Here is a 24,690-nt window from a genome sequence, read left to right on the forward strand (position 1 = left end):
CGCTTCTTGGCCGGCAAAGAAGCGGGGCCCCGGGTCAAGCCCGGGGTGACGATGTATAGTAGGCCGAGAACACAGCCGACCCTAGGCTGGGGGTAGCAGACTAGACGGTGCCCCCCGCCCCCTCCGCCACGAACGCCCGCCAGCCGCCAAGCTCGGTGATATCGCGTGCGCCGACCGTCGCCCGCGGCTCGGCGACGAAGCCCTTGACCGACGTGCCGTCGTCGAGCGTGACCGTGCCGATCGCCAGCGGCGCCGGCACCTCGGCCACGAAGCTCCCAAACGCCGCGACATCCAGACGGTAGATCTCGACCGCGATGGCGGCGCCGCTGTCGTCATGCACCAGCGCCGGCTTGGGCGGCACGGTGCCCGCCATGGCGTAGAGACGATAGCTGTCGGCGGTGTGCGCGCTGCGCACGAATTCGGCGGCGCGGCTGGTCAATTGCCAATGCAGCGGCATCCCCTCGAGATGCGCGCCGACGACCGCGAGTTCGACGGTTTCCATGATAGTTCCTTCCAGGTTCAACGGGGGAGTCGTGCGCACCGGCATCTTGGCCAGCCAGTCGGACCCGAGATCGAGCAGCGCGCGGTCTGCGCCGTCTGGCGCGACGAACGTCACGCCGATCCCCGTCCGGTTCGACCGATACCCCGCCGGCAGCGCCAGCGCGCTCATCTCCAGCAGGTTCACGAAATTGGTATAGCGGCCCAGCCTGGCATTGAGCGCGATCGGCGCAGCGCGAAGCTCGGTCAGGCGGAAGATCGTCGGCGTGGTCGGCAGCAACAGCGCATCCACGTCCTGCCACATCAGCTCGGCCTGCCGCCGCGCGTGGCGCAGCGCATAGATCCCACGAAAGGTCTCGACCCCGCTGACCGCCAGCCCGCCCGAGACGATCTCGCGCACCACCGGATCGATCGCGTCGGGGCGCTCTATCAGCAATTGCTCGATCGCCGCGGTGCGCTCGGCCACCCATGGCCCCTGGTAGAGCAATTGCGCGGTATCGAGTAGGAACTGGATATCCAGCGGCACGATCGTGCAGCCCGCCGCGATTGCCGCATCGACCGACACGCGGAACGCCGCGATCGTCTCCGCATCGCCGTCGATCTGATGCTCGAGCGGGATGCCGATGCGCCGCCCGAGCGGGCGATCCGCAATGGCCCGGCTGAAATCGTCCGCCAGGTCGATGCCGGCAACCACGCTATCGACTAATGCCGCGTCGGCGACGGTACCGGTCAGCGCCGTGATGCAATCGAGCGTGCGGCACGCGGGCACCAGCCCGGTGCTGCTCCAGCGCCCGACGCTGGGTTTGAGCCCGACCAGGCCGTTGAACGCGGCGGGCACCCTGCCCGACCCTGCCGTATCGGTGCCGAGCGCGAAGGCGACCAGCCCGGCCGCCACTGCCACCGCCGATCCCGAGCTCGATCCGCCACTGACATAGGCGCGATTGAACACGCATTGCGGCGCGCCGTAAGGGCTGCGCGTGCCGACCAGCCCGGTGGCGAATTGATCGAGATTGGTCTTGCCGATCGGCACCGCGCCGGCCGCGATCAATCGCGCCACGACGGTGGCGGAGGCATCGGGCGTATAGGCGAAATCGGGGCAACCCGCAGTCGTCGGGCAGCCTGCCAGATCCACATTGTCCTTGATCGCGAACGGCACGCCGGCGAGCGGCAAATGCTCCCCCGCAGCAATGCGGGCGTCGACCTCCGCCGCCATCGCCAGCACGGTATCCGCCGGCAGCCGTGTGATCCATACTTCCGGCTGGATTGCGGCATAGGCCTCGACCCGCGCCAGCGTCTCCCGGGCGACGGCAAGCGCAGACACGCGCGCGGCGCCGACATCGGCGGCGATTACGATGGCATCCTGCAGCAGGCGATCGGTCATGCCGGCTGGATCGCGATCATCGGGCTGCCGGGGTTTACCGCCTGCCGTTCCTCGACATACAGACCGGCGACCACGCCGGCATGCGGGCTCGACACTTCGGTCTCCATCTTCATCGCCTCCAAGATTGCGATCGGCTGGCCCTCCGTGACCCTATCCCCCACGCCGACCAGCAGCTTCCACACGCTCGCCCCGAACGGTGCTTCCACCAAGGTCGCGCCATCCGGCACCGCGATCTCGACGATCGCGGCATCGCCACCGCCCTCATCGACCAACGCCGCGACCCGGTCGAACTCCCCGCGCCGTTCCCAATCCGCGCGTTCGGCATCGAATGCGGCCTGTCGCGTCGCCTGGAACGCGTCGATGCCCTTGGCGTGTTCCTTGAGGAACGCACGGTAATCGGCGAGCCGGAACACCTCCTCCTCGATCCGGATCGAGCGCCGGCCGAGCGGGAAATCCCGCCGCCATTCGGTCAGTTCGTCATGCGTCACGGGGAAGAAGCGGATCTGGTCGAAGAAGCGCAGCAGCCACGGCTTGCCCGCGGCGAACGCGTCGGTCTCGCGCCAGCTGTTCCACACCTGGATCGTGCGCCCGAACAGCTGGTAACCGCCCGGCCCCTCCATCCCGTAGATGCACATATAGGCGCCGCCGATCCCGACCACGTTAGGCGGTGTCCAGGTGCGCGCGGGGTTATACTTGGTCGTCACCAGCCGGTGGCGCGGGTCGATCGGGGTGGCCACCGGCGCGCCGAGATAGACGTCGCCCAAGCCCATGACGAGATAGCGCGCGTCGAACACGATCCGCTTCACCGCATCGATATCGTCGAGCCCGTTCACGCGCCGGATGAATTCGATATTGTCCGGGCACCACGGCGCATCGTCGCGCACCGATTGCATATATTTGTCGATCGTCTCGTAGATCGCCGGATCCTGCCAGCTGAGCGGCAGATATACGACACGCGACGGTATTTCGAAATCGTCGAGCCCGCCGAGCCGCGCCTCGGCATCCTCCAGCGCATCGAGCAACGCGGTCTGCGAGAGGATGCGGCTGTCGAAATGGATCTGCAGCGATCGGATCCCGGGCACCACATCGATGATCCCGGGCAGGGCCAGACGCTCGAGCTCGAGCATCAGCGCATGAACACGCAGGCGCAGTTCGAGATCGAGCACGATCTCACCATATTCGACCAGCAGGTTGCGATCGCCCTGGCGGCGATACAGCACGCGCGGAATCTCGCCCGAGGCATCGCGCCTGCGCAGGATCGGCGACATATCCACGTCGTCCAGCGCCAGCGGCGCCTCCGCAGCCGTCAGTCCCGCGATCGCGCGGTCCTGCGCCTGTTCCGCCGCCACCGCCGTGGCATCATCGACCACGTCGAAGCGCAGCGTATCGCCGGGCGCCAGCTGCCCGACCTTCCACAGATCCGCCTGGATCACGACCAGGGGGCAAACGAACCCACCCAGCGACGGACCGTCCGGCCCGAGGATAATCGGCATGTCGCCGGTGAAATCGACCGCACCAATGGCATAGGCATTGTCGTGGATGTTGGACGGATGAAGCCCTGCCTCGCCGCCATCGCGCCGCGCCCAACGCGGTTTCGGGCCGATCAGCCGCACGCCGGTGCGGTTGGAATTGTAATGCACGCGCCAATCGGTCGCCCGCAACGTGGCGATGTCGTCGTCGGTGAAGAAATCGGGCGCGCCATGCGGCCCGGACAGCACGCGGATCGTCCAGTTGCGCGCGATCGGCGGCAGCGCCGCCGCGTCCAGCACCGGGGGCAGCGGAGCATCTTGCGGCGTGGCAAGATGCAGCGTGTCGCCGGTCGCCACGGCGCGCGCGGCATGGCCGCCGAATTCGCCCAGCACGAAGGTCGATCGGCTGCCGAGAAAGGCCGGCACGTCGAACCCACCGACCAGCAGCAGATAGCCGCGCAGGCCCACGCCCGTCACCCGGCCGATCTTCAGCGTCTGCCCGGCCGTCACGCGCACCGGCGCATAAGGCTCGATCGCCGCGCCATCCACGGTAGCGTCGAACCGTGCGCCGGCCAGGCAGATCGTCGCCGCCGTGGCGAAGCGCAATGTCGGCCCCGCCGCGGTGAATTCGAGCCCGGCCATGCCTTCGGGATTGCCCAGCAAGCGGTTGCCCAGCCGGAACGCGAACGCGTCCATCGGTCCCGATGGCGGCACGCCGACATCCCAATAGCCCAGCCGCCCGGGGTGATCCTGTACCGTCGTCGCCGGACCGCCGCTCAGCACCTGGATCGTGGCCGGCCGATAGACGATATCGTCGAGCGTCCGGGTCGAGACATTGCCGCTAGTGAAGGCGTCGCTGCGCACCACGGCGCGCAGCCAATCGAGATTGGTCTCGATCCCCGCCAGCCGCACAGCGTCCAGCGCGCGCTGCATCGCCACGATCGCCAGCGCCCGGTCAGGGGCCGTGACGATCACCTTGGCCAGCATCGGATCGTAAAATGCGCTGATCTCGCTGCCCGTCGCCACCCACCCGTCGACCCGGATATCGTCGCCGGTCGGGAAGGCGACGTCGATCAACATGCCGGTGCTCGGGCGATAGCCCTGCGCCGGATCCTCGGCATAGAGCCGCACCTGGATCGACGCGCCCCGCGCCTGGCCGTCCCAGCCATCGAGGAACGCGCGCTCACCGGCGGCGCCCCGAATCATCCATTCGACCAGGTCGATGCCGGTCACCTGTTCGGTCACGCCATGTTCGACCTGCAGCCGCGTATTGACCTCGAGAAAGAAGAAGTCGTCGCGATCGGCATCGTAGAGGAACTCGACCGTCCCCGCCGAGGCATAGTTTGCCGCCGCCGTCAGGCGCACCGCCGCCGCGCTCATCGCCGCGCGCGTCGCCTCGGGCAGGCCGGGCGCCGGAGTCTCCTCTACCACTTTCTGGTTGCGCCGCTGCAGCGAGCAATCGCGCTCGCCCAGCGCCAGCACGCCGCCGCGACCATCACCGAACACCTGCACCTCGATGTGGCGCGCGCGCGGCACGTAGCGCTCGAGGAACACGCCGCCATCGCCGAAATTGCCCGCCGCCTGTCGTACCACAGCGGCGAAGCCATCGCGCAGCGCCGCTTGATCGGCGCAGATGCGCATGCCGATGCCACCACCGCCGGCGGTCGCCTTGAGGATGACGGGATAGCCGATCACCTCGGCCGCGCCGACCGCCGCCTCGGCATCGGCGAGCAATGCGCTGCCCGGCGCCAACGGCACGCCCTGCTCGGCGGCCAGCGCCCTCGCGTTATGCTTGAGGCCGAAGGCCGCGATGTTGGCCGGGGTCGGCCCGATGAACACGATGCCGGCCGCCTCGCACGCCTCGGCAAAGGCGATGCTTTCCGACAGGAAGCCATAGCCCGGATGGATCGCCTGCGCGCCGCTGGCGCGCGCGGCCGCCAGGATCGCGGCGATATCGAGATAGCTCTCGGCGGCCGGCGAGGCGCCGATATGCACCGCCTCGTCGGCATCGCGCACATGCAGCGATCCGGCGTCGGCGTCGCTGAACACGGCGACCGAGCGGATGCCCATCTGGCGCAACGTGCGAATGATCCGGCAAGCGATCGCGCCCCGGTTGGCGACTAAGACGGTATCGAACAAAATTCAGGCGCTCACGATCATGCGGACAGGCGTCGGGTTGAAGCCATTGCAGGGATTGTTGACTTGCGGGCAGTTGGACACGACCACCGTCACGTCCATGTCCGCGCGCAGTTCGACCCACAGGCCCGGCGCGGAAATGCCATCGACGATGCCGAGCGCGCCGTCGGCCTCGACCGGCACGTTCATGAACCAGTTGATGTTGGACACCATGTCGCGCTTGCCGCGCCCGGCGCGCGCATTGGCGTCGAGGAAATTGTCGACACAGGCATGTTGCGCCTTGGTGTGATGACCATAGCGCAAGGTATTGGACTCGCACGAACAGGCGCCGCCGATCGTGTCGTGATAGGCGACGTTGGTGTCGACCAACGTCATCATCGCCCGCCCCTCGTTCGACAGCAACACTGCACCGGTGCGCAGGAAGATATTGCCCTGCGCGGCGATCGTATCCTGCGCGCTATAGCGTTCGGCATCGTCGGCGGCGGCGTAGATCAGGAAATCGACCGCCTGATTGCCTTCCACATCGACGATTCGCAGATACTCGCCCTTGGCCAGCGCCTGCATCCACGGCGCGCGCGCGGGCACGATCTCGTCCAGCAGGACCGAATTGCGAACGCGCGGGGCGTCAGACTGCTCATTCATCGATCCGTCCTTCACCGCAGGTAGAAATCGTCGGTATTGGCAAAAGCGCGCGTCGCTTCCGGCGTCGCGTGCCGGATCGCGTCATCGGGGGCAGCCGGCGCGCCACGCCACGCCAGCACGCGCGCCGGCGTCACGCGATAGTCGGCACGGGAATCGAGCACGTGCGGGCAATTGGCCAGCACGACGAACAGCTCCATGTCGGCGCGCAACGTAACCGCGCGGCCGGCGGCGTACGGGCCGGCATCGAGCGCGACCTCGCCCGCCGTGCCGATCCGCACCGGCTTGAACCAATTGACGCAAGGATGAATGTCGCGCCGGCCCAGGCCGAGCTTGGCGACGGCAATGGCAAAGCGATCACGCGCATTGGGATGCACGCCGTGATTGGCGCCATCGCCATAAAGCTTGGCATTGCTGGCGGCGTTGGAGGCGCCGCAGACCAGGTCGTGTCCGGCGGTATCGTCGGCCACCACGCTGGCCATGACGCGCCCCATGTCCGACAGCAGCATGCTGCCGGCTCCCAGATAGGCATTCCACTGGATCTTCATCGTATCGGCGACATTCAGCCGCTCGATCGGCTGTTCGGCATTGAACACCAGCATGGACAGGCAGGCATCGCCCTCCAGATCGGCGATGCGCAGCCGCGCCCCACGCGGCAGCCGTCGTGCGGCATAGCCTCCTGCCCCGATCGTCTCCGCCCACAACATATCGTCAGGCGACACGTCGCTCGGTCGATCGATCGCCTGGGTCGGGGGCACGGTCGGCATCGCCTCGACGATCGTGCCGGCCATCGCGCGGGCATGCGCCTGTGCGCCATAGGGATTTGCGGTCGTGTTGCTCATTCGCTCGTTCCAACGGATGGGGTGGCCTCGCCGGGCGCATGCAGGGGGCGAAGGAGAGAAGTGGTCGCGACGAAGTTCAGTTGCTGCACCCCTCGAATGGATCGTAACGCGTCGCACAACGCATCGAGGCGGTGGGCCGGTCCCTGCACCAACAGCACTTCGAGCGATTGGTCGTCCTCGAGGAAAACGTGCTGCGACGAGATCACTTCCTTGAGATATTTGGCTTGCGCCAGCGCCAGCGCATGACGCACCTCGCCGCTTTCGGCGCGGTAGATCAGCGTCATCGTGCCGGCGATCGTATCGTTGGGCCGGTCGCGCGCGCCATAATGATCCAGCTCCTGCCGAATGAGCTCGACGATGATCTGCGAGCGATTGCTCAAGCCACGTTCCGCCACCATCACGTCAAGCTGCCGGAACACATCGGCCGGCAGGCTCAGGCTTAAGCGGGAGATCGCACTTTCGGTGCTGTCGAACGGCATCAGGCGAGTTAGGATATTATTACGGAGATCGTCAATCGTAATAATAGCTGGAGGCAAGCAAAGTCGCGCGGAAAGCCCGCCTGGCCGACACGAAAACGGTCATCGTCGCCGCCCAGTCCGGTCAGTGCGCCGCCGCGCTATGGACGCCCAGTCCGGTTTCCGAGCGCAATCGCTGTTCGGGATAGCCGGCCCTGTCGATCGCCGCGCGCGGCGAGCGATCGAGCAACGAGATCAGCCAGATGGCGAGGAAACCGGCCGGCACCGAGAACAAGGCGGGCGAACTATATGGGAAGATCGCCTGCTCGAAGCCGAACACCGCGACCCAGATTACCGGCGACAGCACGGTCAGCCCGAACGCGGCAAGCAGCCCGATCGCCCCGCCCCACGCCGCGCCGTTGGTGGTGCAGCCCTTCCAGAGCAACGACATGACCAGCACCGGAAAATTGCCCGACGCGGCCAAGGCGAACGCAAGACTGACCATGAAGGCGACATTCTGCTTCTGGAACACGATGCCGAGGATGATCGCGGCGATGCCGAGCAGGATCGTGGTGATGCGCGAGACGCGCAATTCCTTCACGGGATCGGCATCGCCCTTATGGATCACGCTGGCATAGACGTCGTGGCTGATCGCCGAAGCGGCCGACAGCGTCAGCCCGGCGACGACGGCCAGGATCGTCGCAAACGCCACTGCGGAGATGAAGCCGAGGAACAGGTTGCCGCCGATCGCATGCGCCAGATGCATCACCGCCATATTGTTGCCACCCCGCAAGGCGCCGGCCGCATCGACATAAGCGGGGTTGAACGAGACCATCACGATCGCCCCGAAGCCCAGCACGAAGGTCAGCGCGTAGAAATAGCCGATCCACACCGTTGCCCACATGATCGATTTGCGCGCTTCGCGGGCATCGGGAACGGTGAAGAAGCGCATCAGGATATGTGGCAGGCCGGCAGTGCCGAGCATCAGCGCGAAACCGAACGACAAGGCCGAGATCGGATCCTTGATGAACCCGCCCGGCCCCATGATCGCCTGTCCCTTGGCCGCGGCATCGCCGGCCGAAAGACCGCTGTCGAGCGCCAGCTTGGTCTTCACCGCGACCGCTTGCGCGAACAAATTCTCGAACGAAAAGCCGACATGCGCCATCACGCCGAGCACCAGGAAGGTCGCGCCGCACAGCAGCATCACTGCCTTGATGATCTGCACCCAGGAGGTCGCGCGCATTCCGCCGAACAGGACATAGACCATCATCAGCCCGCCCACGACGGTGATGGCGTAGAGATAGGGCAGCCCGAACAGCAATTGGATCAACTGCCCCGCCCCGACCATCTGCGCGATCAGGTAGAAGGAGACGACAAACAGCGTGCTGATCGCTGAAAAGCTGCGCACCGGCCCCTGCAGGAAGCGATAGGAAGCGACGTCGGCGAAGGTGAAGCGGCCGAGGTTGCGGAGTTTCTCCGCAACCAGGAACAAGACGATCGGCCAGCCGACGAGGAAGCCGATGGCATAGATCAGCCCGTCATACCCATCGTTGAAGATCTGCGAGGTAATGCCGAGGAACGAGGCGGCCGAGCAATAATCGCCGGCCATGGCCAGCCCGTTCTGGAAGCCGGTGATCCCGCCCCCGGTATAGAAATCGGACACGGTGCGCGTGCGCTTCGCCGCGGCACCGGTGATCCACAAGGTGATCGCGACGAAGCCGGCGAACATCAGGATCGCGGTCCAGTTGGTCGGCTGCTGCTGCACCGCGCCGGCGATCGCCGCATTGGCGCCGCTGGCCCAACCAAGCAAGGTCAGCAGCACCGCGCTGCGCATCAGGCTGCCGGTCATGCCGGGATATCCGCGAGCAGTTCGGCCAGCCGCGTATCGAATTCGCCATTGGCGCGCCGCACATAGACCGCGCAGATCGCCACCGTGCCGGCCAGTATCGCTGCCCCCAGCACCACGGCGATGCTGGTCGTGCCCGCGCCGATCGGCTGCGCCATCAGCGGCTTGTCGAACGCGATCAGCGCGATAAAGCCGCTATACACGATCACCGTGATGGCGGTCAGCAGCCAGCAAAAACGCTGCCGATCGCGCACCAGCGATTGGTAGCGGGGATCGGCGGCGATGCGCGCCTCGCGCCTGCGCTCGGTACCGTCCTCGCCGCTCACCGCGCACCCCGCACGAGCCGGTCGATATCGGGCCGGATCGTATCGGCCCAAATGCGATAGCCGCGCGCGTTGGGGTGGAGATAATCGGGCATGACCTCGCCCGACAGTGTGCCGTCCGGCGCCAGGAAGCTGGCGGCGATATCGCGGTAGAAGACCGTCTTGCGATCGGCCAGCCCGGCGATGCGCGTGTTCGCGGCATCGACCGCGACGCGCAGCGGGTCGTCCTTGCGGTTGCCGCGCGGGAAGATGCCGAGCAGCAGGATCTTGCTGCCCGGCAGTTTGCGGCGGATCGCCTGGACCACCGCGGCAACGCCATCGGCGGTCTCGTCCGGGCCCATCTTGTTGGCATTGGCGAGATTGTTGGTCCCGATCATCAGCACGACCAGCTTGGGTGCGAGCCCGTCGAGCTCGCCATGGTCGATGCGCCATAGAACGTGCTGCGTCTCGTCGCCGCTGACGCCGATATTATAGGGACGGTAGCGGCCGAAATAATCGTCGAACAGCTCGTGCTGCGGGTTCTGTCGCCAGCCATCGGTGATCGAATCGCCGACGAAGATCAGCTCGGTGCCACCGGTCTTGATCAGACTGTCGCGGCGAGCGAGAAACGACAGGTGGCGATCGAGGTCCTTCTCGGCCGCCGCACTGCCACGCTGTTGCGCCGCCGCCCCGTCGCCCTGAGCCGCGCTGGCGCCGTGCGCCGTCAGCGACACGATCAACGATGCGGCGAGCATCAAGCGCAGGGCCGTCCCTGGATAAAGCATGTCTATGTCCTTCGCCTGCTCGCTGACCGGATCGCGCGGGGCAGCGTAGCGCTAAACGTCGATGCTCGACACTTCAATGTACCGCACTCTTTGCGCCGGGCGTGTTGACTGTCGGCCGCGAAGCCGCGACACCTGCGACGTCGCATAGTTCTGCGGCGTCCGAACGGTCGCTCCCTGTTCGACTGCGCCGCGCCGGTAACCGGATCGCGGTTCGGCTCGCGCGACCGGCACCATTTCTCGCGAACGGCGTTTCTTCCCCAGATGATCAAGGTCGCGAGCTACAATATCCACAAGGGCATCGGGCTTGACCGGCGCCGCGATCCGATGCGCATCCTCGAAGTGCTGCGCGAGATCGATGCCGATGTCATCGCGCTGCAGGAGGCCGATCGCCGCTTCGGCGCCAAGGCCTGCGTTATTCCGCTGCATGCGCTGGAGGAACATTCGCCGTGGAAGCCGATCTCGTTCGGGGTCCGCGCCGGATCGATGGGCTGGCACGGCAATGTGCTGCTGGTGCGCAAGGAGGCGGTGGTCATCGACAGCGAGGCGATCCACCTCCCCGCGCTCGAGCCGCGCGGCGCGGTGATGGCCGACGTCCGGGTCGGCGGCGCGGCGATCCGCGTCGTCGGCATGCATCTCGATCTGTCCGGCCTGTGGCGACGGCGTCAGGCGCACGCCATCCTCAGCCATGTCGACGCCAGCGCCGAACGTCGCCCGACCGTGCTGATGGGCGATCTCAACGAATGGAGCGCCGGCCGCGGCTGTCTGCGCGATTTCGGCAAGGATCACGCCTTCGCCGCAACCGCGCCGAGTTTCCACGTCCGCCGCCCGGTGGCGCGGCTCGATCGCATCATGGTCTCGCGCGAGTTGCAGGTCGTCGACTGCGGCGCGCATCACAGCGCCGCCTCGCGCAAGGCATCCGATCATCTTCCGATCTGGGCCGTGCTGGCGAGCACATGACCTTCGCCGAACCATACGCCCCTTCCGTCATCTCCGCGCAGGCGGGGGTGACGGAAGACGGGTCGAGGGGCGTCGGCTGATGCGCGAGAAGGAACTTCGCCTCGCTTTGGTCTGCTATGGCGGCATCAGCCTGGCCGTCTACATGCACGGCATTTCCAAGGAAATCTGGCGTCTGGCGCGCGCCAGCCAGGCGTTTCACGCCGGCGAGGAACCCGCCAGCGGCAGCCAGCACGTCTATCGCGCCTTGCTCGAGGAGATCGAGGCGGAAACCGGCGTGCGGCTGCGTGTGCTGGTCGATATCATCGCCGGGGCCAGCGCGGGCGGTCTCAACGGCGTGTTCCTCGCGCAGGCCATCACCACCGGACAGAGCCTCGAACCGCTGACCGATCTGTGGCTCGATTCGGCCGATGTCGAAGCGCTGATCGATCAGACCGCGGCGCCGCAATCGGGCCTGACCAAGGTCTGGGCCTTGCCGCTGGTGTGGATGGCGGCGGGCCGCGGGGTCAGCAAGCTCGACGAAACCGTCGATCCCGAGACGCGCGAGGAAGTGCGCCGCAAACTCTCGCATTTCATTCGCTCGCGCTGGTTCTCCCCGCCCTTCGGTGGCGAGCGCTTCACCGGGCTGATCCTCGACGCGCTCGACGCCATGGCCAAGGGGCCGCGCGGCGCCCGCCTGCTGCCCGACGGCCAGCCGCTCGACCTGTTCGTCACCGTCACCGATTTCCGCGGCCATCCCGAACGGCTCAGCCTGCATTCGCCGACCGAAGTGATGGAGACCGAGCACCGCTTGGTCGTGCCATTCTCCGATCACGGCATTGCCCGCGATACGCTGGCGCACCCGGCGGAGCTGGCCTTTGCCGGCCGCGCCACATCCAGCTTTCCCGGTGCCTTCCCGCCCTTTACGGTCAAGGAACTCGACGCCGTTCTGAAGACGCGCAAGCGCAAATGGCCCGAGCGCATGGCCTTCCTCAAGCGCATCCTGCCGCGCCAGTTCGCCGCCAATGCCGCCGAGGGCGCGGTGCTGATCGACGGCTCGGTGCTCGCCAATGCGCCGTTCCGCCCGGCGATCGACGCGCTGCGCGAACGCCCGGCACGGCGACAGATCGATCGCCGCTTCATCTATATCGATCCCACGCCAGGCAATAAGATGCGCTTCAGCAGCGGCGCGGAGGATTTGCCGAGCTTTTTCCAGACCATCGTCGGCGCTGCGTCCGAACTGCCCCGCCAGCAGCCGATCCGCGACAATCTCGAAGCACTGGCCGAGCAATCGCAGCGCATCGAGCGCATGCGCGGCATCATCGCGGCGATCCGCCCCGAGGTGGAGGCGCAGGTCGAATCGCTGTTCGGCTACACATTGTTCCTCGATTCGCCGACCACCACGCGGCTCGCCAATTGGCGCAACCGCGCGCAGAGCGCGGCAGCCGTCAAGGCCGGCTATACCTATGCCGCCTACGGCCATCTCAAGATCACCGGCGTGATCGAGTTGATCGTCGGCCTGCTCTATCATGCCGGCGGCGAGCCCGGCCCCGGGCCATGGGACCGCATCCATCGCCATATCTGCGACGCCATCAAGACGCGCGGGTTCGACACGATCGGCCCAGCCTTTTCCGGCGGCGCCAGCGCGGAGACGATCGCGTTCCTGCGCGCCTATGATCTGGGCTTTCGCATTCGCCGGCTGCGCATCCTCGCACGCCGGCTCGGCGAGCTCGAGGCCGAAGGCGCCGAGCTCGAATTCGGTCCGTTGCGCGAAGCGATCTATCTCAGCCTTGCCGCCTATCTCGATCGCAAGCGTAGCGACGTCCACGCGCATCTCAAACGCGACGTGCGCGCCTTGCGCGGCGATGCCGGGCCGTTGCTTGATCGGCTGGCGGGATCGCTCGATCTCAAGCGGCTCGACACCGAAACCGACGCCCGCCTCGCCGCTGCCTTTGCCGCTTTGCCCAAGGACCTGCGCCGCCCGGTGCTGCTGACCTATCTCGGCTTTCCCTATCTCGATACCGCCACCTTGCCCCTGCTGCAGGGCGAGGGGCTCGACGAATATGACCCGATCAAGGTCGATCGCATCTCGCCCGACGACGCCAAATCGATCCGCGGCGGCGGCGCAGAGGCGACGCTGAAGGGTATCCAGTTCAACAATTTCGGCGCCTTTTTCAGCCGCGCGTACCGCGAGAACGATTATATCTGGGGCCGGCTGCACGGCGCCGAGCGGATGATCGACATCCTGGTCTCGACCCTGCCGGAAAATGTCCGGCTGAAGCCGGGGCGGATAGCGGCCGTGAAGCGCGCAGCGTTTCTGGCGATCGTCGACGAGGAGGAACCCAAGCTAACGGCTATTCCGGGGCTGATCGAGACGCTGCGCCGGGAGATCGGCTAGCAAATCCCTCTCCCATCGGGAGAGGGGAGAGGCGCGAAGCGCCGGAAGGGTGAGGGTGACCCCGATTGGTTGGGCACCCGCCATCGCCCTCACCCTTCCCACGCCTGCGGCGCGGGCCCCTTCCCGCTCCCAAAGGGAGAGGGAGTATGGCCAAACCCGCCCGCCCACGTTAGCCTGCCCGCCATGCAATTTCTCAAAATCCTCTTCTGGTGCCTGCTCGCGTTCGTCGCGGCATTGTTCACCCTGGCCAACTGGACCAACGTGCAGATCAAGCTATGGGGCGGGCTGATCGCGGAAGTGAACCTGCCGCTGCTGCTGCTGACGGTGTTCCTGCTCGGGCTGCTGCCGATGCTGCTCTATCATCACACGGTGCGCTGGCGGTTGCGCCAGCGCCTGGCCACCGCACAGGGCACGGTCGAGGCGTTGCGCACCCCGGCCAACCTGCCGCCCGCGCCGGTGCTGCGCCCCGATGCCGAGCCCGCGCCGCCCGCGATCCTCACCGCCGTCCCGCCGGGCGGCGCATGAGCAACCGCATCTATGTCGCGCTCGACACGCCCGATCTGGCCCGCGCCAAGGCCATGGCGACGCGCGTCCAGCACCATGTCGGCGGGATCAAGCTCGGGCTCGAATTCTTCATGGCCAATGGCCGCGCCGGCGTGCGCGAGATGGCCGATCTGGGCCTGCCGATCTTCCTCGACCTGAAGTTTCACGACATTCCCAACACCGTCGCCAAGGCGATCCAGGCGCTGCAGGGGCTCGAACCGGCGTTGCTTACCGTCCACGCGGCCGGTGGCCAGGCGATGCTCGAGGACGCCAAGGCTGCCGCCGCGGTCGGCACCAAGGTCATCGCGGTAACCACGCTGACCAGCCTCGACGCGACCGATCTCGCCGCCATCGGCTGCCCGAGCGATCCGCACGAGCAGGTGATGCGGCTGACCGAATTGGCCAAGGCCGCCGGCGTCGACGGCGTGGTCTGTTCGGGGGCGGAAGTGGCGGCGGCCAAATCGGTCTGGCCCAAGGGCTTTTTCGTGGTGCCCGGCGTGCGCCCGGCCAACGGCACGGTCGGCGACCAGAAACGCGTCGTCACCCCCCGCGCCGCGCTCGATGCGGGCGCGTCGATCCTGGTCATCGGCCGGCCGATCACGCAGGCGGACAATCCCGATATGGCGGCGCGCGAAATCGAAGCCACGCTTTAATCCCTCTCCTTTTGGGAGAGGGTGGCCGAGCATAGCGAGGCCGGGTGAGGGCGCGTCAGAAAGATCGCCAGCCCCGCCGCTTCGCGGGGGCCCTCCCTCGCCCGACAGGAGAGGTATAAAGGAACCCCATGACCATCAACGCCAAGATCTGCGGCCTCTCCACCCCCGAAACGCTCGACGCAGCGGTGCGCGGCGGGGCGAGCCATGTCGGCTTCGTCTTCTTCCCCCCCTCGCCGCGCACTCTCTCGCGCGACCGCGCGCAACAACTGGCCGCGCGTGTGCCCAGCCATGTCGCGCGCGTCGGCGTGTTCGTCGATCCCGACGATGCGCTGCTCGACGCGTCGATCTCCGCCGGCGCGCTGCATATCCTGCAGCTGCACAATACCAGCCCGACCCGCGCCGCGCATATCCGCGCCACCACCGGCCTCGCCGTATGGGCGGCCGTGGCGGTGAAGCAGCGCGCGGACCTTGCCGCCGCGCAGACCTATGCCGGCGCAGTCGATCGCATCCTTTACGACGCCAAGACTCCGCCCGGCGCGGCCTTGCCCGGCGGGATGGGCGTGCGCTTCGACTGGACCTTGCTTGAGGGGTTCCGCCATCCCCTGCCCTGGGCACTGTCCGGCGGGCTCGATCCGCTCAACGTGGCGGAAGCGATCCGAGTGACGGGGGCGGAACTGGTGGACGTGTCGTCGGGCGTCGAAATCGCGCCGGGCATCAAGCATGTAGCCAAGATCCAGACGTTTCTGGCGGCGGTACAGGCAGCCTGAGCCTGCCACCAACGTCGTCACCCCGGCCTTGAGCCGGGGCCCAGCTACTTCTTCTGAGTGCGGGGCAAGGCAGCGGGACCCCGGGTCAAGCCCGGAGTGGCGATATTCGGTCGGTCACCACCATATCGTTCGAGCCAATAAGGGTGGCCGCGCCGCGCCGCGTATCCCTCGACACGAACGAAGCGGGTGATTAAGCGCACAGCCATGAACGCCCCTCACACGCTCACCCCCAATTCCTACCGCGCGCAGCCCGACGAGCGCGGCCATTTCGGCGCGTTCGGCGGCCGCTATGTTGCCGAGACGCTGATGCCGCTCGTGCTCGATCTCGATCGCGCCTATCGCGCCGCGAAGGAAGATCCCGCCTTCGCCGCGCAGTTCGACGATCTGCTCGAACATTATGTCGGCCGCCCCAGCCCGCTTTATTATGCCGAACGCCTCACCGATGCGCTGCGCGACAGCGCGCCCGATGGCAAAGGCGCGCAAGTGTGGTTCAAGCGCGACGAGCTCAATCACACCGGCGCGCATAAGATCAACAATTGCATCGGGCAGATCCTGCTCGCCATGCGCATGGGCAAGACGCGGATCATCGCCGAGACCGGCGCGGGGCAGCACGGCGTCGCCACCGCCACGGTGTGCGCACGCTTCGGCCTGCCGTGCGTGATCTATATGGGCGCCAAGGATGTCGAGCGGCAAGCGCCCAACGTGTTCCGCATGAAATTGCTCGGCGCGGAAGTGCGGCCAGTGACGAGCGGCGCGCACACGCTGAAGGATGCGATGAACGAGGCGATGCGCGATTGGGTCGCCAACGTGCACGACACCTTCTACATCATCGGCACCGCCGCCGGCCCGCATCCCTATCCCGAACTGGTGCGCGATTTCCAGAGCGTGATCGGCAAGGAAGCGCGCGCCCAGATGTTAAGCCGCATCGATCGCCTGCCCGATCTATTGGTCGCGGCGATCGGCGGCGGATCGAATGCGATCGGCCTGTTCCACCCGTTCCTCGACGATCCCGAGGTCAAGATGCTCGGCGTCGAAGCCGCCGGGCACGGCCTCGACAAGGAACATGCTGCCAGCCTGGCGGGCGGATCGCCCGGCATCCTACACGGCAACAAGACCTATCTGCTGCAGGACGAAGACGGCCAGATCACCGAGGCGCACTCGATCTCCGCCGGACTCGATTATCCCGGCATCGGCCCGGAGCATAGCTGGCTGCATTCGATCGGCCGCGTCGAATATACCAGCGCGACGGACGTCGAGGCGCTCGACGCGTTCCAATTGCTGTGCCGCACCGAAGGCATCATTCCCGCGCTCGAGCCGTCGCACGCCATCGCTGCCGTCGCCAAGCGCGCGCGGGAGATGGACCGGGAACAGATCATCCTCGCCAATCTGTGTGGCCGAGGGGACAAGGATATCTTCACCGTGGCGGATGCGCTGGGAGTGAAGATGTGAAAATCATCAACAAGCCGTTTGACGATACCCGACAGATTGCGTTGGCTATAACAATCCTGTTGGCAGTGGCGCTCTTCGTATTGGGCTCCAGAGATGCGTTTGCCTTAGACGTGGTATCGTTTCCGTATATCTTCTTTTTTTCACTCGCACTGCGTTTTGCGTTGCCAAAGCGAGCAACGGTCAGGCGCCGGTTCGCGGACCCCCTGCCGTGGATCGCGCTCGCAAGCGCGTGCTTGACCGCTTGCGGAGCAATATTGTTCATGGAGCCTGAAGGTGGGCTCGGGCTGAGCTTTCTGGCAGTGGGATTTTACCTGGGACTACCGATCTTGCTGCTGACTATGCTGCTCACCTCCATCTCATTCCCGATCGATAAGCACGCATGACTCGCCTCTCCGCCGCCTTCACCAAGGCCCACCCGGCACTCGTCACCTTCGTCACCGCCGGTGACCCCACGCCGCACGCCACCGCCGCGATCCTCGACGCACTCGTCGCGGGCGGCGCGGACGTGATCGAGCTCGGCATGCCCTTCACCGATCCGATGGCCGACGGCCCGGCGATCCAGGCCGCCAATCTGCGCAGCCTTGCCGCAGGCACCAAGACCGCCGACATCCTGGCCATCGCCAAGGCGTTCCGCGCCCGCCACCCGGAAACCCCGCTGGTCCTGATGGGCTATGCCAATCCGATGACGATCCGCGGTGGCGACTGGTTCGCCGCCGCGGCCAAGGATGCCGGCGTCGACGGCGTGATCTGCGTCGATATCCCACCCGAGGAAGATCCGGAGCTCGGCCCGGCGCTGCGCGCCGCGGGTATCGATCTGATCCGCCTCGCCACCCCGACCACCGATGCCGCGCGCTTGCCTGCGGTGCTCGATGGCGCCAGCGGCTTCGTCTATTACGTCTCGGTCGCCGGGATCACCGGGCTGCAACAGGCGGTGCAATCCTCGATCGAGGACGCCGTTGCGCGGCTGAAGGCCGCCACCGACATTCCGGTCGCCGTCGGCTTCGGCGTGCGCACGCCCGAACAGGCCGCCGCCATCGCCAAGGTCGCCGACGGCGTCGTCGTCGGCTCGGCGATCGTCGATCTCGTCGCCGAGCATGGCGCGGATGCGCCGGACGCGGTGCGCGCCTATATCTCTTCCCTCTCGTCGGCGATCCGCGCCGCCCGCCTGGAAAAAGTCGCATGAGCTGGCTCACCAACGTCCGCAACGCCTTGGCCTATGTCGTGCCGGCGAAGAAGGAGACGCCCGACAATCTCTGGCACAAGTGCAAGGGCTGCGGGCAGATGGTGTTCCTCAAGGAACTGGAGGAGAATCTCCACGTCTGCCCGCATTGCGAGCATCACGATCGTATCGGCCCGGTAAAGCGCTTCGAATATACGTTCGATCCCGGCAGCTACCAGATCATCCCGCTGCCCAAGGTGCCGGACGATCCGTTGAAATTCCGCGACACCAAGAAATATGCCGACCGCATCAAGGCCGCGCGCACCGCGACTTCCGAAGGCGACGCGCTGATCAATGCGCGCGGCACGATCGAGGGGCATAAGGTCGTCCTCGGCGTGCAGGATTTCGCTTTCATGGGCGGCTCGATGGGCCTCGCCGTCGGCGAGGCGTTCATCCGCGGCGTCGAGAATGCCATTGCCGATCATTGCCCGTACGTGATCTTCACCGCGGCGGGCGGGGCACGTATGCAGGAAGGCATTCTCAGCTTGATGCAGATGCCCCGCGCAACGGTGGCCATCGCCATGCTGCACGATGCCGGCCTGCCCTATATCGTCGTGCTGACCGATCCCACGACCGGCGGCGTCACGGCCAGCTATGCCATGCTCGGCGACGTGCAGATTGCCGAGCCCGGCGCGCTGATCGGCTTCGCCGGCCAGCGCGTGATCGAACAGACGATCCGCGAGAAGCTGCCCGAGGGCTTCCAGCGCGCGGAATATCTGCTCGATCACGGCATGCTGGACATGGTCAAACACCGCAAGGAGATGCGCGCGACTTTGGCCAAGGTGGTGGATTATCTGTGCGTGAAGCAGGCCGCCTAGCGCGATAAAGCCCTCTCCCCTCCGGGGAGAGGGTTTGGGAGAGGGGCAGTGCCGCAGACCGACAAGCTGTTGCTGGAACGCGCCAAATCAATGCGCACCAACATGACCCAACCGGAGCGCGAAATCTGGACCGCGTTGCGCGCGAAACGGTTCGAGCACGTCAAATTTGCACGCCAGGTCGTTATTGGCCCGTACATCGCCGATTTTGTCGCCAGATCCCGCAAGCTGATCATCGAGATCGATGGTCATACGCATACCGATGCCGAGCGTGACGCGCACCGTACCGCGTGGCTCGAAACCCAGGGCTATCGTGTGATCCGTTTTACCAATAGCGACGTGATGCAGAACATCGAGGGCGTGTTAGACACGCTGGCTTCGGCGCTTGCCGCTGCCCCTCTCCCAACCCTCTCCCCGAAGGGGAGAGGGCTTTAAGATGCCCGACCACGCCCACTCCACCAACCCGGCCGTCCAGCGCCAGCTCGACCGGCTGTGGGCGCTCTCGCCCGGCGCCGATATCCTCGGTCTCGAGCGCATCACGCAGCTACTCGCCCGCCTCGGCAATCCGCACGAGCGGCTGCCGCCGGTATTTCATGTCGCCGGCACCAACGGCAAAGGCTCGACCTGCGCGTTCCTGCGCGCCGCGATCGAGGCGGCGGGATACACCGCCCATGTCTATACCAGCCCGCACCTTGTCCGCTTCAACGAGCGTATCCGCATCGCCGGCGCGCTGATCGACGATGCCACGCTGGCCACGCTGCTGGAGGAAGTCCTCGATGTCGCCGACGGCATCGGCGCGAGCTTCTTCGAGGTCACCACCGCGGTCGCCTTCCTGGCCTTCAGCCGCACACCAGCGGACGCCTGCATCATCGAGGTCGGGCTGGGCGGCCGGCTCGACGCGACCAATGTCGTCACCCCCGTCATCACCGGCATCGCCCAATTGGGCATCGATCACCAGAGCTTCCTGGGCGACACCTTGCTGCAGATCGCCGGCGAGAAAGCCGGCATCGCCAAACCGGGCGTGCCCTTGGTGACGATGGACTATCCCCGCCCGATCCGCGAGCGCATCGCCGCCATCGCCCGGCAGGCCGGCGCCCGCGTGCTTGCGCGGGGCGCCGCCTGGACCAGCGAAACCGCGCGCAACACGCTGAAGTACAACGATATCGGCTTCACGCTCGTAACCAATCGCCCGCGCCTGGTCGGCACGCACCAATCGCGCAATCTGGCATTGGCCATCGCCATGCTGCGGCATCAAAGCGCGCTGGCCATTCCCGACGCGGCGCTGCGCGCCGCCGCCGACTGGGCGCACTGGCCCGCGCGCATGCAGCGGCTCGGGCCCGGTCCGCTGCTCGCGCGCCTGCCGTCCGGCAGCGAGATCTGGCTCGACGGCGCGCACAACCCCGCCGCCGCCCGCCCGCTCTCCCGCGCGCTCGGCCGCATCGCCCAGGGCCGCCCGGTCACGTTGATCACCGGCATGCTCGCCAACAAGGACGCGCCCGGCGTGCTCCACGAACTCGCGCCGCATCTCGCGCAGGTGATCGCCGTGCCGGTCCCCGGCCACGCCCATCACCACCCCCAGGCGCTCGCTGCCATCGCCGCATCCTTCGCCCTCGGCGCCACGACCGCCCCCTCGTTCGACGCCGCGATCGAGCAATTGGGCGACGCCCCCCGCCTCGTGCTGATCGCCGGCACGCTCTATCTCGCCGGTGAGGTGCTCGCCGCCAACGACGAGCTCCCGACCTGATCGCTTATTGCTATTGACTTGCAATAACGAACCGACCAGCTTGCAGGTGACCGAAGCGGAGTCGCCGATCATGACCATTACCCCCAACACTTCCGGCGTGAATACCGTCGCCCCCAGCACCGCGGCGGCCTTGCCGCACGCTTTGCCGCCGTGCCGCAACGCGCACATCGCCTTGTTCGCGATCCGGCGCATGGGCGCCTGTGGCCTCGCCGATGCGCACGTCGCGCATGCCTTTGTCGGCGGCTTCGGCGAAGGCTTTCGCCGGCCGCTGATTTTGACGCGCGTGTTCATGGCCGAACTCGCCGAGAATGCGACGCAGCCGATCGCCATCGCACCGTGCTGCTGCGGCCGCATGACCCCGGCGGAACGCGCGCTGCTCACCGTCCTGTCGCGCGCCGACACGGCGCCCGACATCGCCCGACTGCTGCTCGCCGACCTGCTCGGCAACCGCCGCGTCGATGGCGTGCTGGCCAGCGCCTGCGCGGTATCCCAGGCGTTCGCCGATGCCGGGCGACCCATTGCGGCGTGATCTACTATCCCAGCCCTTCCCCGGCGAAGGCCGGGGCACAGTAGCGACGGTGGGGGTAACGGCGCGCAACGCCAGCTAACGTCTGTTCCGCAACTGGGCCCCGGCCTTCGCCGGGGAAGCGCCTACCGGGATAACCAGTCAGCCGCCTCCCTCCCGTACGTCGCCCTCGCCCGCCGTGCCCGCATCGCCGATCGAGCGATCGACCAGCCCGCTGCGCATCATCCACCAGAATAGCAGCACGCCAGGAAAGGCCAGCACGGTCGTCAGCAGGTAGAAGTTCACATAGCCGAACGTCTCCACCAGCCCCCCCGCGGTCGTACCGGTGACGAACCGGCCGACGATGCTTGATGCCGCCGAGATCAGGGCATATTGCGCCGCAGTGAAGCGCAGGTCGGTAAGCGCGGCGAAATAGGCCACGACGACCACGCCGCCGAAGCCGCTGGCGAAATTCTCGAAGCCGATCGCGCTGGCCATGCCGATATTGGAATGGCCTGCCGCGGCCAGCGCCGCGAAGCTCAGGTTCGACACTGCCATCAGCACCAGCGACAGCAGCACCGAGCGTTTCATCCCCATCTTGGCGTACAGCGCGCCGCCGACGAAGATGCCAATCAGATAGGCGAGGAAGCCGATCCACACGTCGTAGAAGGCAATCTCATCATTGGTGAATTTCAGATCCTCGAACAGCAATCGCAGCGTCAGATTGGCCAGCGTATCGCCGATCTTGTGGATCAGGATGAACGCCAGCACGATCAGCGCGCCTTCGCGCGCGAAGAACTGCACGAACGGGCCCCAGATCGAGCGGAAGAATGCCGCTGGCCCGGTGCGTCCATCGCTCGGTTCGCGGTGTCGTTCCGGCTCACCGACGATCAGCGCGGCGATCACCGCCGGCAGCGCGAACGAGGCGCAGGCGAGATAGGCCAGTTCCCAGCCGCCGCGCGCGGCGATCACCAGCGCCAGCGCACCGGCGCCGGCCGAGCCGATCCGCCAGCCATATTGCGACATGCCCGATCCCACGCCCAATTGCCGTGGCTCGAGAATCTCGATGCGGTAGGCGTCGATGACGATATCGAACGTCGCGCCGGCAGCGCCGACCAGGATCGCGGCAATGGCGGTGGCCATGATGTCCGCCTTGGGGTCGATCAGTGCGAGATTGGCCACCGCCGCGATCACCAGCACGCCGGCGACGATCATCCACGACACGCGCTGCCCGAGCCGGCCGATCAGCGGCAAGCGCACGCCGTCCACCACCCACGCCCACAGCCATTTGAGATTGTAGACCAGGAAGGCCAGGCTGAACGCGGTCACCGTTTTCTTGTCGATGCCGTCCTGCGCCAGCCGCGTGGTCAGCGTCGCGCCGATCATCGCATAGGGAAAGCCCGAGGAGATACCGAGCGCCAGCGCGGCAAGCGGGGCCTTTTCGACATAGGGCTTGAGCCCGTCCCACCAACTCGCGCCGGTTGTCGTATCGGTCATTCGTCTCTTGCTCCCCGCGTCCAAGGCGCAGAGACTAGCGTCAAAATATGGGAGAGGAAGCGTCATGAACGCGCTCGAGACGATCATGCGCCCAACCGATGGGCAGTTGGCGCTTGCCCGGCAGCTCGCCGATGGCGGCGCGCGGGCTAATGCCGGGATCAGCTATATCGATGCCGCGGCTTACATATCGCCGGCGCGACACGCGGCCGAACAGGCGCGCATCTTCGCGACCAGCGCCTTGGTGATCGCGCCCTCCGCGCTGCTGCCCGAGCGCAACATGGCCGTGCCGCACGACGGCTTCGGCAAGCCGCTGCTCATCGCGCGTGACAAGCACGGCACGGCGCAGGTGTTCCTCAACGTCTGCCAGCATCGCGGCACGCGGCTGGTCGAGGGCAACGACCCGGTGTGCGCGGCGCGGCTGGTCTGCCCCTATCATGCCTGGAGCTACACGCTCGACGGGCAGCTTGCCGCCCTGCCCCGGCCCGACAGCTTCCCCGGGCTCGACAAGGCGCAGTTCGCGCTCAAGCGCCTGCCCACGCTCGAAGCCGGCGGGCTGATCTGGTTCTCGTTCGACGAGGCCGCCGATTTCACCGATGCCGCAGCGCTGGGCCAGGATTTCGCCGCGTTCGATCTAGCTGGCCAATATCTCTTCCGTCGCCGCGCGCACGATGTCGCGGCGAACTGGAAGCTGATCATGGATGCGTTCCTCGAAAGCTACCACGTCCAGCGGCTGCATTCGGCGACGATCGGCCCGTTCTTCAAGGATGGCGTGGCCAGCGGCGACACGGTCGGTCCGCACCAGCGCTCCGCCGTCGGCCGCGCGGCGGCCTTGTCCGATGCCAGCGATTGGCCGACCTTGCGCGCGGCGATCACTTACACCTACCAGATGTTTCCCGGCACGATCCTGATCGTCAGCCCGGATTATATGAACCTGATGACGCTGATGCCGCAAAGCGAAAGCCGCGTGCTGGTCGAGGATTTCATGCTCATCCCCGAGGCGCCGCAGAGCGAGAAAGCGCTGGCGCATTGGGAAAAGAGCTGGACCTTGCTCGATGGCGGCGTGTTCGGCGCCGAGGATTTCCGCGCCGCGGCGCTCGGCCAGCAGGGGCTCGCGTCTGGAGCGTTGGAGCGGCTGACTTTGGGCACGCTGGAGAGCGGGATGCGGCGGTTCCACGACGAGGTGGAAGCGCGGCTGTAAATCCTTCTCCCTTTGGGAGAAGGTGGCGCGAAGCGCCGGATGAGCGCGACCGGCCAGATATGCCGCCCTCACCCTTCCGCGCTACGCGCTCCCTCCCTCTCCCGCTGGGAGAGGGAATGCTACGCCGCCTCGAACAACCGGAACCCGCTCGGCAAGCGCTTTGGCGGCTTGCCGTCGAGCACGCCTTCAACCGCGTTGATCGCGCCCAGCAAACTCTTCTGCGCGTAAGGCTTGGACAGGCAGCCGACCGCCACCTCGCTTGCGCCGGCCGGGCATTCGCCGGTCACGAAGATCACCGGGATGCCCGCGGCATGCGCCGCCCGCGCGACATCCAGCCCGCTGCCATCGGCCAGGTTGACGTCGACCAGCATCAGGTCGATCTCGTCCTCGCTTTCGATCGCCGCCATCGCATGCACCACGCGGTCGACCGTGGCGACGATCTCGAACGCTTCGTCGCGCAGGAAATGTTCGGTGTCGAACGCCACCAACGGTTCGTCCTCGACGATCAACAGCCGCACGATCCGCCGTGTTTTCTTGCCGAACAGCATGGGGTGGGAACCCGCCTTTGCCCTTGGGCCGGCAGGACATTCCCGCCGACCTCGTTACGCCTGTGACC

The 24,690-nt window shown here is 66.7% G+C and carries 23 protein-coding genes; 13 read left to right on the forward strand and 10 right to left on the reverse strand.

Annotated features, from left to right (window positions below; genetic code table 11):
* Positions 1–100: 100 nt before the first annotated feature.
* The 8 genes from atzF to U1739_RS03770 all read right to left on the reverse strand — a co-directional run bounded on the left by atzF (position 101) and on the right by U1739_RS03770 (position 10,353).
* Positions 101–1,879 (reverse strand): allophanate hydrolase, encoded by a 1,779-nt coding sequence (gene atzF / locus U1739_RS03735; protein ID WP_332704106.1) that lies wholly within the window; start codon positions 1,877–1,879, stop codon positions 101–103.
* A complete protein-coding gene (gene uca / locus U1739_RS03740; RefSeq protein WP_332704863.1) occupies positions 1,876–5,490 on the reverse strand; it encodes an urea carboxylase in 3,615 nt (1,204 codons plus the stop codon). The genes atzF and uca overlap by 4 nt, the downstream gene beginning before the upstream one ends.
* Entirely contained in the window at positions 5,491–6,126 is a 636-nt protein-coding gene (locus U1739_RS03745) for an urea amidolyase associated protein UAAP2 (RefSeq protein WP_332704108.1), read from the reverse strand. It abuts the gene before it with no gap.
* A gap of 11 nt (positions 6,127–6,137) precedes the next feature.
* Positions 6,138–6,965 carry an urea amidolyase associated protein UAAP1 gene (locus U1739_RS03750; protein ID WP_332704110.1) on the reverse strand — a complete coding sequence of 276 codons (828 nt, stop codon included), beginning with the start codon at positions 6,963–6,965 and terminating at the stop codon, positions 6,138–6,140.
* Positions 6,962–7,444 (reverse strand): CopG family ribbon-helix-helix protein, encoded by a 483-nt coding sequence (locus U1739_RS03755; RefSeq protein WP_332704112.1) that lies wholly within the window; start codon positions 7,442–7,444, stop codon positions 6,962–6,964. The genes U1739_RS03750 and U1739_RS03755 overlap by 4 nt, the downstream gene beginning before the upstream one ends.
* 121 nt (positions 7,445–7,565) lie before the next feature.
* The gene (locus tag U1739_RS03760; RefSeq protein WP_332704114.1) at positions 7,566–9,269 is read right to left on the reverse strand and encodes a cation acetate symporter; all 1,704 of its coding nucleotides are present in this window, start codon (positions 9,267–9,269) and stop codon (positions 7,566–7,568) included.
* Positions 9,266–9,592 (reverse strand): DUF485 domain-containing protein, encoded by a 327-nt coding sequence (locus U1739_RS03765; RefSeq protein ID WP_332704116.1) that lies wholly within the window; start codon positions 9,590–9,592, stop codon positions 9,266–9,268. The genes U1739_RS03760 and U1739_RS03765 overlap by 4 nt, the downstream gene beginning before the upstream one ends.
* The gene (locus U1739_RS03770; protein WP_332704117.1) at positions 9,589–10,353 is read right to left on the reverse strand and encodes a GDSL-type esterase/lipase family protein; all 765 of its coding nucleotides are present in this window, start codon (positions 10,351–10,353) and stop codon (positions 9,589–9,591) included. The genes U1739_RS03765 and U1739_RS03770 overlap by 4 nt, the downstream gene beginning before the upstream one ends.
* Before the next feature lie 261 nt (positions 10,354–10,614).
* On the opposite strand from U1739_RS03770, the gene U1739_RS03775 reads away from it, so the two are divergent.
* The 12 genes from U1739_RS03775 to U1739_RS03830 all read left to right on the forward strand — a co-directional run bounded on the left by U1739_RS03775 (position 10,615) and on the right by U1739_RS03830 (position 21,403).
* A complete protein-coding gene (locus tag U1739_RS03775) occupies positions 10,615–11,310 on the forward strand; it encodes an endonuclease/exonuclease/phosphatase family protein (RefSeq protein WP_332704119.1) in 696 nt (231 codons plus the stop codon).
* Between the two features lie 79 nt (positions 11,311–11,389).
* On the forward strand, positions 11,390–13,684 hold the full coding sequence (locus tag U1739_RS03780; RefSeq protein ID WP_332704121.1) for a patatin-like protein: 2,295 nt from the start codon (positions 11,390–11,392) through the stop codon (positions 13,682–13,684).
* Positions 13,685–13,867: 183 nt separating this feature from the next.
* Positions 13,868–14,209, forward strand: coding sequence for a hypothetical protein (locus U1739_RS03785; protein ID WP_332704122.1), 342 nt, complete (start codon positions 13,868–13,870; stop codon positions 14,207–14,209).
* Complete coding sequence (gene pyrF / locus U1739_RS03790) at positions 14,206–14,880, forward strand: orotidine-5'-phosphate decarboxylase (RefSeq protein WP_332704125.1); 675 nt, start codon at positions 14,206–14,208, stop codon at positions 14,878–14,880. Before U1739_RS03785 ends, pyrF begins: the two co-directional genes overlap by 4 nt.
* A gap of 128 nt (positions 14,881–15,008) precedes the next feature.
* Complete coding sequence (locus U1739_RS03795; RefSeq protein WP_332704127.1) at positions 15,009–15,647, forward strand: phosphoribosylanthranilate isomerase; 639 nt, start codon at positions 15,009–15,011, stop codon at positions 15,645–15,647.
* A 204-nt stretch (positions 15,648–15,851) separates the two neighbouring features.
* The gene (trpB, locus tag U1739_RS03800) at positions 15,852–17,096 is read left to right on the forward strand and encodes a tryptophan synthase subunit beta (protein ID WP_332704129.1); all 1,245 of its coding nucleotides are present in this window, start codon (positions 15,852–15,854) and stop codon (positions 17,094–17,096) included.
* Positions 17,093–17,479 (forward strand): hypothetical protein, encoded by a 387-nt coding sequence (locus U1739_RS03805; protein WP_332704131.1) that lies wholly within the window; start codon positions 17,093–17,095, stop codon positions 17,477–17,479. Before trpB ends, U1739_RS03805 begins: the two co-directional genes overlap by 4 nt.
* Complete coding sequence (gene trpA, locus U1739_RS03810; protein ID WP_332704133.1) at positions 17,476–18,279, forward strand: tryptophan synthase subunit alpha; 804 nt, start codon at positions 17,476–17,478, stop codon at positions 18,277–18,279. Before U1739_RS03805 ends, trpA begins: the two co-directional genes overlap by 4 nt.
* Entirely contained in the window at positions 18,276–19,133 is an 858-nt protein-coding gene (accD, locus tag U1739_RS03815) for an acetyl-CoA carboxylase, carboxyltransferase subunit beta (protein WP_332704135.1), read from the forward strand. The genes trpA and accD overlap by 4 nt, the downstream gene beginning before the upstream one ends.
* 48 nt (positions 19,134–19,181) lie before the next feature.
* Entirely contained in the window at positions 19,182–19,565 is a 384-nt protein-coding gene (locus U1739_RS03820) for an endonuclease domain-containing protein (protein ID WP_332704137.1), read from the forward strand.
* Position 19,566: 1 nt separating this feature from the next.
* A complete protein-coding gene (locus tag U1739_RS03825; protein WP_332704139.1) occupies positions 19,567–20,874 on the forward strand; it encodes a bifunctional folylpolyglutamate synthase/dihydrofolate synthase in 1,308 nt (435 codons plus the stop codon).
* Between the two features lie 70 nt (positions 20,875–20,944).
* The gene (locus U1739_RS03830) at positions 20,945–21,403 is read left to right on the forward strand and encodes a DUF6628 family protein (protein ID WP_332704141.1); all 459 of its coding nucleotides are present in this window, start codon (positions 20,945–20,947) and stop codon (positions 21,401–21,403) included.
* Between the two features lie 138 nt (positions 21,404–21,541).
* On the opposite strand, the gene U1739_RS03835 is transcribed toward U1739_RS03830, so the two are convergent.
* Positions 21,542–22,876 carry an AmpG family muropeptide MFS transporter gene (locus U1739_RS03835; RefSeq protein WP_332704143.1) on the reverse strand — a complete coding sequence of 445 codons (1,335 nt, stop codon included), beginning with the start codon at positions 22,874–22,876 and terminating at the stop codon, positions 21,542–21,544.
* Between the two features lie 64 nt (positions 22,877–22,940).
* Between U1739_RS03835 and U1739_RS03840 the strand changes: the two genes are divergently transcribed.
* Entirely contained in the window at positions 22,941–24,074 is a 1,134-nt protein-coding gene (locus U1739_RS03840; RefSeq protein WP_332704145.1) for an aromatic ring-hydroxylating oxygenase subunit alpha, read from the forward strand.
* Positions 24,075–24,193: 119 nt separating this feature from the next.
* On the opposite strand, the gene U1739_RS03845 is transcribed toward U1739_RS03840, so the two are convergent.
* The gene (locus tag U1739_RS03845) at positions 24,194–24,622 is read right to left on the reverse strand and encodes a response regulator (RefSeq protein ID WP_332704147.1); all 429 of its coding nucleotides are present in this window, start codon (positions 24,620–24,622) and stop codon (positions 24,194–24,196) included.
* Positions 24,623–24,690: the final 68 nt, after the last annotated feature.

The organism is Parasphingomonas puruogangriensis, assembly GCF_036663635.1.
Taxonomy (GTDB): Bacteria; Pseudomonadota; Alphaproteobacteria; order Sphingomonadales; family Sphingomonadaceae; genus Sphingomonas.